Source organism: Desulfovibrio inopinatus DSM 10711 (assembly GCF_000429305.1).
GTDB lineage: Bacteria > Desulfobacterota > Desulfovibrionia > Desulfovibrionales > Desulfovibrionaceae > Alteridesulfovibrio > Alteridesulfovibrio inopinatus.
In genome coordinates this window covers 61,876-77,716 of record NZ_AUBP01000021.1, presented here as the reverse complement: position 1 = coordinate 77,716, position 15,841 = coordinate 61,876, and the positions used below count along the sequence as shown (strand labels likewise).

Annotated in this window: 8 protein-coding genes; 6 read left to right on the top strand and 2 right to left on the bottom strand. The window is 48.3% G+C overall.

Features of this window, described 5'->3' with window-relative positions:
• Positions 1-64: 64 nt before the first annotated feature.
• Entirely contained in the window at positions 65-952 is an 888-nt protein-coding gene (locus G451_RS32820) for a cyclic di-GMP-binding domain-containing protein, MshE-related (RefSeq protein ID WP_051261483.1), read from the bottom strand.
• 31 nt (positions 953-983) lie between these two features.
• Positions 984-1,739 carry a tetratricopeptide repeat protein gene (locus G451_RS29390; RefSeq protein ID WP_034642282.1) on the bottom strand — a complete coding sequence of 252 codons (756 nt, stop codon included), beginning with the start codon at positions 1,737-1,739 and terminating at the stop codon, positions 984-986.
• 280 nt (positions 1,740-2,019) lie between these two features.
• Between G451_RS29390 and rfbA the strand changes: the two genes are divergently transcribed.
• From rfbA to G451_RS0113405, 6 genes are all read left to right on the top strand, one after another.
• Positions 2,020-2,922 (top strand): glucose-1-phosphate thymidylyltransferase RfbA, encoded by a 903-nt coding sequence (rfbA, locus tag G451_RS0113430; protein ID WP_034642280.1) that lies wholly within the window; start codon positions 2,020-2,022, stop codon positions 2,920-2,922.
• 106 nt (positions 2,923-3,028) lie between these two features.
• A complete protein-coding gene (locus G451_RS0113425) occupies positions 3,029-5,260 on the top strand; it encodes a glycosyltransferase family 61 protein (RefSeq protein ID WP_027184663.1) in 2,232 nt (743 codons plus the stop codon).
• A gap of 94 nt (positions 5,261-5,354) precedes the next feature.
• Positions 5,355-11,126: a glycosyltransferase gene (locus G451_RS32815; RefSeq protein ID WP_051261482.1), complete on the top strand. Its 5,772-nt coding sequence runs from the start codon at positions 5,355-5,357 to the stop codon at positions 11,124-11,126.
• A gap of 469 nt (positions 11,127-11,595) precedes the next feature.
• Positions 11,596-14,142 carry an ABC transporter permease gene (locus G451_RS0113415; RefSeq protein ID WP_034642241.1) on the top strand — a complete coding sequence of 849 codons (2,547 nt, stop codon included), beginning with the start codon at positions 11,596-11,598 and terminating at the stop codon, positions 14,140-14,142.
• A gap of 90 nt (positions 14,143-14,232) precedes the next feature.
• Complete coding sequence (locus G451_RS0113410; protein WP_027184661.1) at positions 14,233-15,207, top strand: HD-GYP domain-containing protein; 975 nt, start codon at positions 14,233-14,235, stop codon at positions 15,205-15,207.
• 162 nt (positions 15,208-15,369) lie between these two features.
• Positions 15,370-15,795 carry an SRPBCC family protein gene (locus G451_RS0113405; RefSeq protein ID WP_027184660.1) on the top strand — a complete coding sequence of 142 codons (426 nt, stop codon included), beginning with the start codon at positions 15,370-15,372 and terminating at the stop codon, positions 15,793-15,795.
• Positions 15,796-15,841 lie beyond the last annotated feature (46 nt).

Here is a 15,841-nt window from a genome sequence, read left to right as displayed (position 1 = left end):
TCCCGTATCCTTCTGTTGCCAATTGGCATTATGCTCTCTTCCTGCTCCAGACGATATGCTCACCTTATTCTTTCGGTTCCATCACTGCGTCGGGGTCTTTCGTCAAAGTAAAAAACAACTCCAACCGGCCCTGTTGGCTATCGAAATCAATCTGTGCACCATGAGTAACGTTTTGCGCGATTTCTTCTTCAGAAATACGTCGCCATACCGAATTTTCAAGATGGTTTCCGTCTTCTTCAAGAAATCGGATAAAATACCGGGTTGTTACTTCAAGAATATCAAGCAAAAGAGGGCCTTTGGGTCTCAGAGGAGAGGGAGCCGCAGTTTCTTCCAAGCGGGCAAATGTTGATGCTGAGGCACGCAACACACTATAAATACATCCTTTGCCAGGAATTTTCCCATAGAACGCATACCCGAGAAGATCACTTTCTGAAGATAATTCCTCTTTCTGCTCATCAACTCCGATGTGGTACAGGAGTACACTGGCTCCGGCAAAGCGAAAAAACGCTTTCTGTAAGGCTTCCGTCATTTGGCTCAGAAACCGATTCTCAGGATAGCCTTCTAACAAATAATGAACATTTTCTTGTCGCTTCTTTTTTTCATCGACATATTCATCAAGCAGATGACAGTACTGTTCTGCAGAAAGGTGACCCAATTCAAGAAGGGCTTCGCCCAGATAGACACTGTGCACCTTTTGCTTGAACAACAAATCATCAATCTGCCTTTGGCTCAGGTATCCTAACCGCACGGCCAAATCGCCAAAGCTCGCGTCCGTTTCTCGCTGGGCAGCGATAATAGCTTCAACGGCCTTTCGTGAAAGTACGCCTTCTTGGATCGCCAACTCTCCAATGCGGTTATTCGCTTTTCGCTGATAAGCGAGAGCTTCGTTGAGCGCCTTTTCACTCACCGCGTTTTTCTGCAATAAATACTGTCCGAGAAACGTACTGGCCATGAAGCATCGTCCTCACAAGCATAAAGTGATATTATCGGTTACTCTTCTTTAATTTCTTATGAATAATCGCCGACAAAGTCTGCGACGCTTCAAGATCAGGGTTCACGGCAAGAGAACGCTCAACAAAATGCAGAGCTTTGGACGGACGCCCTCTCTCCAATAAAACTCTCGCCATATTATAAAAAAGATTTTCGTCTGTTTTACATAAACGAATGGCCTTCCCATAATAGCGTAAGGCTTGATCATACATCTTATTCTTACGCATCTGAATACCAAACTCGTTGAAGAGGTGTTTATGCTCTGGCATAAATGCACCATCAAGCCCTGCTAAACGACGAAAAATCAAGTCTGCATTATGCCGCTCACCCTGCTCAAAGTAAGTCAGGCCCAGCCCAAATGTTGCGCGGATATGTTCCTCGTCGATACGCAAGACATTTTTATATTCAAATTCAGCGGAAAAAAGACGTCCTTGTTCACGATGTCCATCAGCCAATGAGATAGACTCGTTGACGCGGCGCATAAGCGGCTTCACCGTATTCAAAAAAAGCGAAGGCTCGGGAACAAAATTTTTGAAGAGTTCTTGCCGAGTAATCTTCTTTTTTTGACCAGACGGCACGAAATTGGAGTTAAGGAGCTGATATTCAATAATTTCTCCAGCCTGCTCTTCAACAAAAATAAAAAACATTTGCTTGACACGACGCCGGGTTGTTCCGAAGCCCACCGAGGACATACTCTCGCTGGAATAGACGCCCCGTACCACGCCGTTATGGGCTAACCCCGTGGTCATACGGTCTTGCCTCGTTCTGTCTGCCGGCTCCTAGAATAATAGAGACCGGCTTGGTTTGATGACAACGAAAAATACTTAGCAAAATTTATGACACATCGTCCATGCCGGAAATACATTCCCCCTATTACGTACACCGAACCGAAGCACATCATCGCATAGCGAAGTTCATGGCGCTTTTAATGCGAATAATGACAACGCATCAAAAGCGTGCTATCGGCGCAATCACGCGTAATATGGGCAGCAACAGCGATACGACAACGATACGAAGGAGACGATAGTGCTGAATTATTCCTCGCACCCTGAAGCCCGGAACTGGAAAGGTATTGTTCTTGCCGGTGGTTCCGGAACACGCCTTTATCCTCTCACAATGTCGGTGAGCAAACAGCTCATGCCGATTTTTGACAAACCCATGATTTATTATCCCCTGTCTGTTCTCATGATGGCGGGAATTCGAGATATTCTGGTCATTTCCACACCAACTGATATTCCTCGTTTCCGAGACCTCTTGGGAGACGGCAGTAATTGGGGGATCTCGATTGAATACAAAGAACAGCCCAAGCCTGAAGGTATTGCCCAGGCTTTTGTCATTGGCGAAGACTTTATCGAGGACAAAAATGTCAGCCTCATTTTAGGTGACAATATCTTCTTCGGGCACGACCTCCCTGGGTTACTTAAAAATGCCCTTACCAATACCCTGTCTGGAGCCACCGTCTTCGGGTATCATGTCGGTGACCCGGAACGGTATGGCGTTGTCGCCTTCGATAAAGACAAGCGTGTGATCGATATTGAAGAGAAACCTCAAAACCCCAAGTCATCCTACGCTGTAACAGGATTATATTTCTATGATAACGATGTGGTGAACATTGCACGTAACCTCGCGCCCTCTGCCCGCGGAGAGCTTGAAATTACAGATGTGAATAAAGAATATCTCAAGAGAGAGAACTTGCGGGTCGAACTCATGGGACGCGGTTATGCCTGGCTCGATACGGGAACGCATGAATCGCTCTTGTCAGCCGGGCAATTTGTCCAAACCGTGGAATCCCGACAGGGACTGAAGATTGCGTGTCTTGAAGAAATTGCCTTCCGTTTAGGCTATATTGACGCTGAACAACTTAAAACAAGCGCACAGCCTTTTCTGAAGACGGGGTATGGACAATATCTTATGCGGTTGCTTAACGGCTAGAAAGTTGTTGCCGTAGCTCGATCGGCACCCTTCGCTCTTTTCCGATCAAGTCAATGCGGCTGTCCATTTTGCATCGCGCAACGCTCCGATAAGGATCGCCTAAAATATGATACGTAAATGGTATTTCGCTTTCAATCAGGACATGATCGCTACATACGCCGCCACAATCAGGTCGGCAGTCCATTCTTGTCTTAAATTCACCAACCTTGTTCCCCATTGTCTCTATCATGGAGAACGATCGGCGTTCATTGATGAACTCACAGAAGCCGGCGTCGTTGTTCTCGACTACAAGCCTAGCTATTTTCAGATTGCCAACTGGATGGAGCACGGTATCAATCCGGCCAACCCTCTCTTGCTCCGGTCCGACATCTCGCTCATGGAGCAAGAGGATGAGTTTGTCCTGTATTCGGACATTGGTGTCCTTTTCCTCAAAGAGGCTTCTTTTGATGCTGTAACACCTCAATATATCGCCATGGCCCCAAGTTTGGAGCGTGACTCCGCTCATACAACTTCTTCGGGAGTCATGGTGATCAATGTTCCGGCGGTTCGAGCAACGCGCGACGATTTTTATCGTTATCTTGCGGCGTGTCTTCCTGCGTTATCAGCGCCCGGTGCAGACCCCATGGCCAGTTATTACCAAGGCGTCTGTGAAGAACTCCCCCATACCTTTGCCTGGAAACCGTATTGGGGGATTGAACCAAAAGCGAAAATTATTCACTTCCATAGGCCAACGCCAACGGAAGCCGAAGAGGCACTGCATAACATCAAAGAATCACCAGATGGTCAGTTTGCACAATATATTCTACGCAGCACGGAGGCCTACGAGTTATACCTTCGCAAGTACAATGAAATTACACGCGATGCAGATCGACGGTTCAAGCGTGCGATTATGCCTGTTGGACAGCTTATTGGTGTTGTCAATAACTGTGCTCACATTATTATTCGGCGCAGCAATACGGCAATTCGGCAGGTCACAGTGGACGTGTTTGCCGATGAAGTTCTTGTGAATCGAAAATTTATACCATTTTCTCCAAATCAAAACGCCATCGATACAGTCATTCCTATAAACCCGACCGCTGCTTTAACTACGAAAACTCGTATCGACGTTCGGTTTTCGTTCTGTCAGCATTCTTTTCAGAAGAGTCCTGTTACTGTCGAACCTCTTTTGGGATCGAAACAGCCTCCGTTGGTCAGTGGCCCGATACACTCAGTCTCCATTACCGACGATATTCCTCTCTTGGATGACGTACAGAAGGGGTCTATACCGGCCCGCGATTTCAATAATCAGGTATTCCTCGATACTCCGACTTTGGATGCCAATCCGCTGCCATTATCCCAAGTCCCGATTGTCAACTATCGCGCTCCGGAAACACATTGCCGAAAACTCCAAAATGCTTTTGTATGCATGCCTGACGGCGTCGTTTTTCTGGAAAACGCAAGTTTGGTGCGAGAAACATGCTATTTTGAACAGGCATTCAATAGCTTACGCATCGGAAAAGTTTCTCACTGGGGAAACGATTTTTACTATATTAAAGAAATTGGACATGGTCCCGACATCGAAACACCAGTTGCCTTATTAGCGACACCGGTTTCGTCGACATCATATTCTCATTTTCTCGCCTATTGCCTCCCCAACATCCTTGTACTTCGAGATACCGTAGCTCGTACCGGGGCCAAGTATCTGACACCAGCATTGGAAGACTGGCAATTCGACTTACTCAATTTGGCAGGCATTCAAGAAGAAGATCTCCTGATATGGCCACATTTAGCTGTATCACGCGTCAACGAACTCTACATTGCTTCATCACTTCTCAAAACGCCGATGGGACCTCACCCTGCACTGGGTTGGATATTTCAAGAAATGATCAAGCGATCCTCGACGACAAATTCTGCTTCCACGCATAGCGATCGCTCACTTGTTTATCTCAAGCGCTTTGGAGAAATTTCGCAATTTTCCAATGAAGCGGAGGTCATTCGTCGCCTTCAAGAAGCAGGCTTCTACATCCTTGATCCTCTCGAATCCACTGTCCATGAAATCATCCAAACGATCCACAATGCACGATTCATTGTTGGAGCGCACACAGACTCTCTTGTTAATATTCTTTTCGGTTCACCGGGCTGCCAGGTTCTTCATATTGGCTTGCGTCAACTCCGCTTGCCGCAGGCCGCGTCCTTTGCAGCGATTCAAGGCTTACGATATGCTTATATTGAAGCGACCCCCAGTAAAGAAGAGTCTGGACACTTCAGCGTGTCCATTGATGACCTGCTCCATACTATTGACGCAATGTTGCGCACGCGCAGCCTGACCACCAACATACACTTAAAGATGGATGCCTGAATAAAACAGTACAGTATTGATGGAAAGCACGTTACAAAACAACGCCAAGCCTCGAAGCAAGGCTACCAAGATAAAACCGAAATGAGGAATGCACGTGTCGAACACCGAGAAAATCACGCAAGGACTTGTTGAACGCATTACATCCGGTCGAGTTGAAGGCCATGTACGACGTACGGATAACGACAACGTTCAACTCACCGTGGAATTATGGTGCGGTGATAAACAAATCTCCTCAGCCCCGGCAAACATTGATCGCCAGGATGTCTCCACCGTTCCACACGGCTTTTCTCTCCCCATAACAGAACTCGATTTTCTTTATCTTTCTTTCGGCAATCTCGAAGTCCGCGTTGTTGGAACGAACGAAACAGTTCCTTTTGCAGAAGCCATAGCCCCCGCACACCTTCGTGAAATACTCCAAACACGTGGATTCATAGGGAGCTTGCATACCCATCAGGATATGCACATCAGTGGAATAGCGGTAAGCCTCAAGCATCCTGAGAATCCCACCGACATCCTTGTTGTCGATGAAAACAAAAAAATTATCGACACGATTACGTGTTCAATACGGACACGGCACCCTCTCCCACCGGGGGTGACGAAGAAAATCGGTTTTGACTGCGACTTGCCGGAATCACTCATTGATGGGCAAGAACACACCATCACCCTCGTAGAGCGTTACTCTCAACGGCCGCTACCGGGGTCTCCCATTCGGGTCAATGGCTTACTCGGTGGTCAGGGCGTCGTCGATCAAGTGGATACACTCGTGGTATCGGGTTGGGCTCGATCATTTGCTGCACAGAATCGTGCAACTGTGGTCGATGTGTACGTTGGAGATGAGCTTCTTGGGTCTGCCGAAACGTCAATCTATCGTCCCGATGTTCTCGAATTAGTTGGCGGGAGCGGCTTTTACGGATTCGATGTCAAACTCGATCGCCCGCTCATGGCAACCGAGGCCCCGCGTTTCAAAGTACTCCTTCGTGATACATCTACGGTGCTTGAGCTTACTCCAGAAGCAAGTAACCAACTCAAAACACTGGGGATGAACGACGACAACACCCCTATTGTTGGAGAGTACAAAGGACATCTCGATAAACCAAGCGGCCGTAGTATCGGAGGCTGGGCCGCGAAAACAGACGAGACAGAAAGACCACAAGTGGTTGATATTTTTATAAATTTATTTTATACAGGATCTGTTGTCTGTGACATTTTACGTACCGATGTTGGAAAAAGCCTCGGGTCCAAAGGATACCACGGTTTTCATTACGAGATTCCTCCCCAATTCTGCCACTCCAAAAGCATATTGATCACTGCACGATTTCGCGAAACCGGTTCCCAGCTTCCCGGCTCTCCGCTCGTAGCCTATTTCGGCCCTCCCGGCCTCCCGTTAAGCGAAGTGGAGAAAGGCCATGGCGTGGTCACTGCCGAGTCAACTCGTACGGGGCAGACAGCTTCCTCCACTGATTCGGCCGAACAGCTTCCTAAAATTGGCCTTATTGTTCTCAATCAAAACGGCGAAGACTATCTTGAAGATTTTTTTCAAAGTTTCGCAAGAGTCAACACATACCCCAACTTCGAAATCCTGATTGTCGACCACGGGTCAGACGATTTATCCCAGGAAATCAGTGAACGGTATGGTCAGTCCCTCCCCGTACGATTTCTCAACCGTAGACATAACTATTCGTTTTCCGCATCGAATAACTACGGCGTGAAATTTACTGATGCAGAATTTCTTTTCATTATTAATAATGACATCATCTTCCGCGATGATATCCTTGGCCCGTTGGCGCAACATCTCCATGACCCCGATGTGGCTGCAGTAGGATTACGTCTTCTTACCCCTGATTTTGGCGGACTTGACGAAAATATCAAAGTCGGCAGGAGTCTCGGGTTTGCTCTCATAGATGAGGAACCATCGCAGCATGTCAGTGTTAAATTTTCCTTCTGCAATCCTCACAAACCATTTATCCCCTTTGAACTTCCCTTACATACCACCGGTGGAGCTGAAAAACTTACCCAAGAACCATGCCTTACAGCAGCGGCCTTGATGGTACGCAAAAGTGACTACCTTGCGGTGGGCGGCTTTGAAGAGCGCTATTTTTACGGGTATGAGGATGTGGACCTGTGCCTCAAGTTGCAAACAGCACTCAACAAATCCCTTGTGAGCGCACATACTCTGACAGCGTATCACCATCGAAGCGCTTCCCGTTCTCTTCTCAATGAAGATATGAAGAAACGCATCAGTAAGAACTTTGGCTTGCTGCAAAACCGTTTTGGCTATTACCTTCTGGATAAGAATAGAAAAGAACGACTTGATGGCGATTTATTTTTCCGTCATGCACCGTTGCGTCTTGCATTTCTTGTGAGTGCAACTGAATTATCAGGAGCAAAAGCGGACTTTTTCACTGCACTTGAGTTGGGCCAAGCACTGCAAGAAGAGTATGGTTGGGAGATTCATTTTCTCGAACCAAACCAATGGTACAATCTCGAACACTTCGATGTCGCGATTGCGCTCTTGCACACGTTCAATCCGCTCAAAATCAAGCGAGAACAATCCAATCCTAACTTGCTTGTCATCGCCTGGGCACGAAATTGGTTTGATGCGTGGCTGGAAAAACCCGAACTGAATGAATTCGATCAAGTGTGGGCCGGCTCCGATGCGGCATCCAAGGCGTTATCGAGTAGACTTGGCGTTCCAGTTCCGGTCATCCGCATTGCCGCCAATATCGATCGATTTGCCAACGGTATTTCCAACCCTGATCTTGCAAGCGACTACTGTTTTACCGGAAGCTTCTTCCGAGCTCCGCGTCAAATGTTGACGGTTTTGGATCCATCCAATTTGCCCTACACGTTCAAGGTTTTTGGCCATAATTGGGAAGAAGTCCCGCACTTCGTCAAATATCATGCTGGAGCCGTCAATTATCCGGACATGCCCGCCATCTATCATTCGACCAAGCTCGTCATTGACGACGCCAACCACACCACGGTTAATTGGGGGTCGGTCAATTCACGTGTCTTTGATGCCCTGGCTGCAGGGACACTTGTCGTCACCAATGGACGTCTCGGTGCACAAGAAGCGTTTGACGGGTTGTTACCGTCATATGAAACGCGTGAAGAACTCGAAGACATCATCGAGTATTATCTTGAGCATGAAGAAAAGCGGCTTGAACTTGTCACGTCACTGCATAGAATCGTCAAAGAACGTCATTCCTACGTCAACCGGGCTCATGAAATCAAAGCGGCGATTCACGCCCTCCAAATCGAGAATTTCCGAGTTCGAATCCATTGCTTGATGTCTCCGCACCAACCCGACCCACTCATCGAAGCGACTGCTGAGGCAACAGCCGAGCTTTTCGGAAAGTCCGGTTCCCATGCCTGGTTGAAACGCCAGAGTGCTCGCGTCATTCAGGACGAAGCGGCTGTACTTGTGTGCCGGGATTTACGTGGAGTCGCGCTGGAGCCAGACTTCATTGATCCAACACGTATCAATGTTCTCATCGATCTTGGTGGAAAAAAGAGTTACCCGTTTGAAGAGGCAGCACTTTTCGACGTCGTCATAACCATCTCAGACGCGGATTCTCTTTCCCAGAATTTGGCCCCACATGGCGATGCTGTCGTTGTTGGACTTGGTCTGAGCGACGATCCCATCCAACCTCAAGATATGACGGCTGTCCGTATGGCGATCGAACAGGCCTTTCCACGCCTTGTCGAGATGATGCATGATCGACGAACCGCCATTGGACAGGGAACACTCTTTAAACGCGGCACGCAGATTTCGGCTGAAGCCGACATGTCGGAAACCGTTCTTCCGCAGACCCGCGTCGTGTTCTTTCCCAACTATACCGTTACCAACCCGTACCAAAACCTGCTCTACACCGATCTTCCAGAAGGTTTCACCGCCGAACCTGGGACGATTGCTGCTGCCCGTAACGCTGCAGAACGTGGCGAATCAATCGTATTCCATCTGCACTGGTCAGCAGTGATCACGGGGAATGTTCCGTCCCGTCTTGAAGCGGAAAATCGCATCAAAGCATTCTTCGAAGACCTGGAAGGTTTTCTGGAAGCTGGTGGCACCCTTGCGCTGACGATCCACAATGTTCTTCCTCACGAAGCGAATCATCCCGACTTAGAGATTGAAGTATGTCATCGTCTGTTTGCTCGAGCACATGTTATTCATGCGCATTCCCACGCCGCACTCGCCGAAGCCGAACACGCATATCCTGTCCCGATAGACAGCGTTTTCGTCGCACATCATGGCAATTATATTGATGTGTACCCCAACACGATGGGACGTGATGAGGCCCGACGTAAGCTTGAACTCGACCAAAGCGCACTTGTTTTCCTCTTTTTTGGACAAATTCGAGGCTATAAAGGTCTTGACGAGCTTGTTGAGGCGTTCTCGCAAACAGTTGGTTCTCAAAACACGGCATTTCTCATCATCGCAGGCAAACCCGTCGGTATAGACGAAAATAACATTATCGAACTGGCCCAACGTTATCCCAATATCGGTCTTGTTCTCGACTATATCCCTGATGATGAAATTCAAGTATTCTTCAATGCTGCTGATTTTGTCGTCTTGCCCTACAAAAAAGTTCTGACATCGGGATCGATTTATCTCGCGTTGTCCTACGGGGTACCCGTTATTGCCCCGGCACGCGGGTTGTTGTCAGAAGTACTGACCGGTCCCCTGAAGCCTTTCCTTTACAACCCTGACACCCCTAACGGGCTTGCCCAAGCTTTACTTCTGGCCAATAAGAGCAAAGAATCCTTACCGGAACTGCGACGCGCCGCTCTCGACAAAGCTCGTGAATACGATTGGCCATCAACGCGCCAAGCTCTTGTTGATGCCATTATTCGCGCTCGCTATGGCAAGATGCACGATGTCGTCGTCGGTGAAACAACTCGTTCATGCCTTATCCGCTATCCCGAAGGATTAGAGCGTCAACCCCGTGTCGCTGTTGCTGTTCTTCATTACGAACATACGGATGACACAATCCGATGCGTTCGTGCGCTTGGAAATCAAACGTTAGCCGACCACGATGTCTATATCGTCTCAAACGATGACAATCTCTTGGCTTTCAATACGTTATGCCACACATTCGAAGACGCCACAGTCATTCAATCACCGGAAAATATTGGCTATGCCGCCGGCAACAACATTGCTTTGGCTCTTATCAATGAAAAGCCCTATGATTACGTTCTCATTCTCAATCCCGACTGCGTCGCACCGCCAACCTTCTTGGCCAGTCTCACGGCGTCGGCCGATGCCCATCCAGATGCTTCCATCTTTGGCCCACTCATTCTGTTTGGTGATAAACCCGACGTTATCTGGTTCGGTGGCGGCATCCTCGATATGTCCGATGGTTTCAGTGCAGCACACCACCTTATCGGTAAACGTGTCCATCAAGCGCCTAACGCTCCCTTTGAAACCGACTACATTACAGGCGCAGCTTTGTTCTTCCGCAAATCCGTTATCGGTGATGTGGGCTACATTCCTGAAGAATTCTTCCTGTATTTTGAAGAGACATCATGGTGTCTTGAAGCGAAAGCAAAGGGTCATCGTCTTCTCATGCTTCCAGGTATTCACCTCTTTCATCACAAACGATCGGAAGACGGGGGGCTGCCAACACCGACATTCTTATACTACTATACCCGAAACTGCCTCATCATGACGGCTCGTCATACGCCAGACCATATGGAATCAAGCCTGGTTCGCCATAAGCAGAAGATTAACGCGTGGTTGACACGCATAAAAGAAACTGGTGATGCGGAACGCCTCGAAACAGCCCAAAAAGCAATCGAACTCGGTATTCGAGACGGGCGAGACCAAGTGACAGGAAAGATCGATTTGCAGAGTATGTTGGGATAGCGGGCGCACCATTTGGGTAAAAACTTAAGGAGGAAGCGCGCTGTTTTTTCACCATGCTTCCTCCTTTTTATTGCAAAAAACATTGGCATTACAACCATCTATTAAGTAAGCAATGAACGGTACTCGACAATTCAATGACGCGATAAAAAAGACATACTCGGAAATTGACATTGGATTTATTGACGACACAAACGTTTTGTAGATAAAAAGACGGACAAATTGCATTGCAGTTTGTAAAAGATAAATGCTCATAACGATATCATGCTCAATATTCTCAGGTTATAACCCACTCAATACACTATAAATCCAATTTTAGACGACATCATAAATGCTTTTTATTCAATGATATCACCAAATGAGGAATCAATATCTGCACCCGAACAAGGCACACGTATTCATACCTTGACAGTGTACCCATCAACTTTCTTTGATCGCTGGATTTCTGCCTATGCCACAAAGAATGAGGTCGATGTTCGATGAACTTCGGCTCGCCATACGATTGGCCCGGCGCGAAATGCGTCAAGGACTTTCCGGTTTTGGGGTGTTTCTCCTCTGTCTTGGTCTTGGCGTTGCCGTCATTACAGGAGTAGGCAGTGTTTCGGCATCGTTTCTAGACGGGATTGCTGCCGATGCCCGCGCCCTCCACGGGGGAGATGTGGCCGTCCGCCTGACATATCGTCAAGCTTCACCGAAAGAAAAAACTTTTTTGCAACAGACCGGCATCATGTCGGAAACCGTCTCCATGCGGGCAATGGTATGGAAGCCGGAAGCCGGAGACGAGTTCGGCAAACGGACACTTGTCTCGCTAAAAGCCGTGGATGCATACTATCCCCTTTACGGCCGCGCGATCTTGTCTCCCGCAATGTCGCTTCATTCTGCCTTAGAAGAACACGATGGTATTTTCGGGGCGGTTGTGCAACGCGAAGTCTTATCCCGGCTCGGTGCACAACGTGGTGATATTATCCATATCGGAGATGGCCGATTCCGCATTTCGGCGATCCTCGTCAAAGAACCTGATAATGTGGTTTCCTTCGCCGGATTTGGTCCTCGAATGCTCGTTTCCATGCCCAGCATGGAGCAAACGGGACTCTTGCAGCCAGGAAGTTTGATCAGACGAAATTACCGCGTCAAACTTCCGGAAAACATCTCGGCAAAATCATTTGCCGAATCCCTCAAAACAGCATTTCCTGAAGCGGGATGGCGCGTGACGACCGCTGATGAAGCTGCTCCCGGCCTTCAGCGGTTTTTCAATAATATGAGTTCCATTTTGGGATTAGTCGGACTCTCCACGCTCTTGCTTGGTGGACTCGGGGTAGCCGGGGCTGTAGCAGGCTACCTTGAAAGCAAAACGTACTCCATCGCCACAATGAAAAGTGTGGGAGCCTCCGGCCGACTTGTCATAACAGTTTTTTTGCTCCAGATTATCTTACTCGCTTTGATCGGTATCTCTGTTGGTCTCGTGATTGGGGCACTGCTCCCGTTTCTCCTGTCTCCACTGCTTTCAGGCATTGTACCTGTCTCGCTCAAACCGGGTCTTCATCCCGTTGTTCTCAGCATTGCTACGAGCTTCGGAATTCTTACTGCTTTGGCGTTTTCGCTTCCTCATCTCGGTTCAGCGGCCCGAGTTTCACCGTTGGTACTGTTTCGCGGCTACGCAGCTCCCAAACGCCTCCTGCCAGGTCGAAAGACGTTGTTGGCTACAGGATTCGCCGGACTCGGCATTGCTGGTCTTGTCCTCGTCAGTATTGCCGATAAACGTCTGGCCTGGGGATTTCTTGGCGCTGTTGTATTATGTATTCTTCTCTTTCGCCTCGTCATCACCGTTCTCTTGGTCGTCTTACGCGCCATTCCTCGTCCCAAACACCCCTTGCTCAGCCTTGCGCTTTCCGGATTGACTCGGCCGGGAAACCCCACATCCGGCGTTCTTGCGTCCATCGGCTTGGGATTAACCGTCTTATGCGCTCTGACACTGGTCAACGCCAATTTTAACGACCGATTCCAACGTGAAATCCCCGCTATGGCTCCGGCGTTCTTTTTCATTGATATCCAACCACACCAACGCGAAGCGTTTATTGATGCAGTCTCTCACATAAACGGTGTGATAAAATATGAAACATCTCCCACACTTCGTGGCCGTATTGTTGATATTAACGATACTCCCATTGAGCATATTGACTACTCCCCGGACGTCGAATGGGCCGTTCGTGGCGATAGAGGGCTAACATTTTCAGCCTCACCGCCTGAACATGCCGAAATTACTTCCGGTACATGGTGGGCCCCAGATTACTCAGGGCCACCGTTGGCCTCCATGACTGAGGATGTCGCAGAAGGACTTGGTATTCGTGTTGGTGACACTGTTACGCTTAATATCTTGGGCAAAGACATCACCGTAAGAGTCACCAGTCTACGACGTGTGAACTGGCTTTCTCTCGGCATCAACCATGTTTTTGTTCTCTCTCCGGGACTTATCGAAACATTCCCGCTGACCTATATTGCTACGGTCTACACATCCAAAGATATTGTCGATGCTGATGAAAACGTGTTCAACACCGTTACATCGACATTCCCGAATATCACCGCCATAAAAGTTGCCGACGCGCTCCAAACAGTCAAGGACATTGCAGAGACCATTGTCGCCACGGTCGGTACAGCAGCGGGTGTGACCCTTTTTGCCGGTATTCTTGTGTTGTCTCAAAGTCTTCGTGCTGAAATGCGACGCAAGGCCTATGAAACGGTCATCTTCAAAGTTTGCGGAGCGACACGAAAAACCATTTTGTCCATTTTACTTTTGGAATACGCTCTCATTGGCGCTGCAGCCGGACTTGCCGCCCTTATTCTCGGGGGGATTTTGTCTGCAGCATTTGTTAGCGTATTTATGGAATTACCATTTACATTTTTCATCGGCCCAGCGATTCTCGCCGTTCTCGCCGGCGCAGGTCTGACAATGGCAATGGGACTTGCCAGCGCTTGGCGGACCCTCTCACAAAGCAGTGCTCCGTTTCTCCGCAACGAATAGAGCGTCATCACAATATATTCGATCTTTTCAAGGGGTTTATGGCTCGTTCATTTTCGAGTAGATAATGCGAAAACATCACAGGAGGGCACGGTGATCACCGAAGAGGTCAAAGAACCTTATCTCCCCATTTCTCCGCATCTTATCTTTCCAGAACGATTGGGAAATTTTGAAGTCTACGTCAGACGGGGCTCCAATTACGTACTCTTCACGAAAGAGCGCGAACGTTTCGACGAGCGCATCAAAACAAAACTTTATGACCTCGGTGTCGAAGAAGTTTTCATCAAAGGTTCTCAAAAAAAAGCATTCGATCAGTATGTCCGCGTCAACCTCGGACAGATTCTGGAAAATGAAAGCATTCCTATGGAAGACCGTGCAGAAATTCTTCACGATGTCTCCACACATATGATCAGCGAATTTTTTACGAATAAGCTGCCGGAAAAGGTCAAGCAGCGTTTTTTCAAAGACATCATGCGAATGGTTACGGATTGCGTCAACTTTTTCAATAATGAAGAGGCGTTGGCGAAGCTGGGCCAGCTTATTGCACACAATTACGATGTGTTCACGCACAATGTCGATGTGTTTGTTCTGACAATGGCGGTATTGAACACGTTTGACCTTGATCACAAAACCATAACCAATGCCGGCATCGGAGCACTTCTCCACGACGTCGGCAAGCTTTCTATCCACAAGAAAATACTCGATAAAAATGGCCTGACAACGGATCCTGTGGAAATCAAACTCTTGCAGCAACACACGGTGTATGGAACAGCATTGTGCGCCAACCTCCCCCTCGATGGGCTAAGTATGTCGTGCATTTTATTGCATCACGAACATGAAGATGGATCTGGTTATCCCTCGGGTATTAGTGGTGACCATATCCCGTTTTCCATTAAAGTTCTGTCAGCCTGCAACACCTACCTTCAACTCACCACGCCAACCCCGTCGAAAAATGCGCTCACCCCATACAAGGCGCTTCAGTTTATGAGCAAATCTATGGAAGGCGCATTTGATCCCGTTGTGCTCAAACATTTAGTCATGGTGTTAAGCGGTGCAAATATTCTCTAAGCGTTTTCCCGACTCGGTGTTATGATGTTGTTTTCAACAAGAACCATGCATGCTTTGTTAAGGTCATGAAGCTGATGCGATGTGAAGAGAGCACACTCGCGATCAAGCAAGCTTGGAGGCCGTACTGAAGCCCTCCCCCCCCCAAAAAAAAGAGGTAAGCACATGCAGACATCTTGGAGTCGTTCGTTCGATCAGGAGATAAAGGTCAATTCCGCGATGCTCTGGAAAGTATTGTCTGATGTTTCTACATGGAAGGACTGGAACCCCGGTGTTCAAGACATCACGATTGATGGCCCCTTCGAGACCGGTGTTTGGTTCTCCATGGTTCTCCCTGACAATGAGGTCATTCGCTCTCAGTTGGTTGATGTCCAATCCCCACGAAGCTTTGTCGATGAAACCAAGATTGATGAGACGGTGATTCAGGTCAAGCACAGCATAGAACCATTGACGGAGGAGCGATGCTGCGTGACCTTCGCGGTCAAAGCCGAAGGCCCGGAAGCACACCCCATCGGAGAAGGGGCTTCAGGTGATTTCCCGGAAGTTCTCGCCTCGCTGGCTTGTTACCTGGAAGAGAAGGATAAACGATAGAGGAGGACAAACCCTTTATAAGAGGGTTTGTCCTTAATATGTCCCA

Excerpts from the sequence above, each read along its gene's own strand:
- G451_RS0113415 (WP_034642241.1), top strand. The coding sequence starts at position 11,596 with ATGTTCGATGAACTTCGGCTCGCCATACGATTGGCCCGGCGCGAAATG.
- G451_RS29390 (WP_034642282.1), bottom strand. The coding sequence starts at position 1,739 with ATGACCACGGGGTTAGCCCATAACGGCGTGGTACGGGGCGTCTATTCC.
- G451_RS0113405 (WP_027184660.1), top strand. The coding sequence starts at position 15,370 with ATGCAGACATCTTGGAGTCGTTCGTTCGATCAGGAGATAAAGGTCAAT.
- G451_RS32820 (WP_051261483.1), bottom strand. The coding sequence starts at position 952 with ATGGCCAGTACGTTTCTCGGACAGTATTTATTGCAGAAAAACGCGGTG.
- G451_RS0113425 (WP_027184663.1), top strand. The coding sequence starts at position 3,029 with ATGATACGTAAATGGTATTTCGCTTTCAATCAGGACATGATCGCTACA.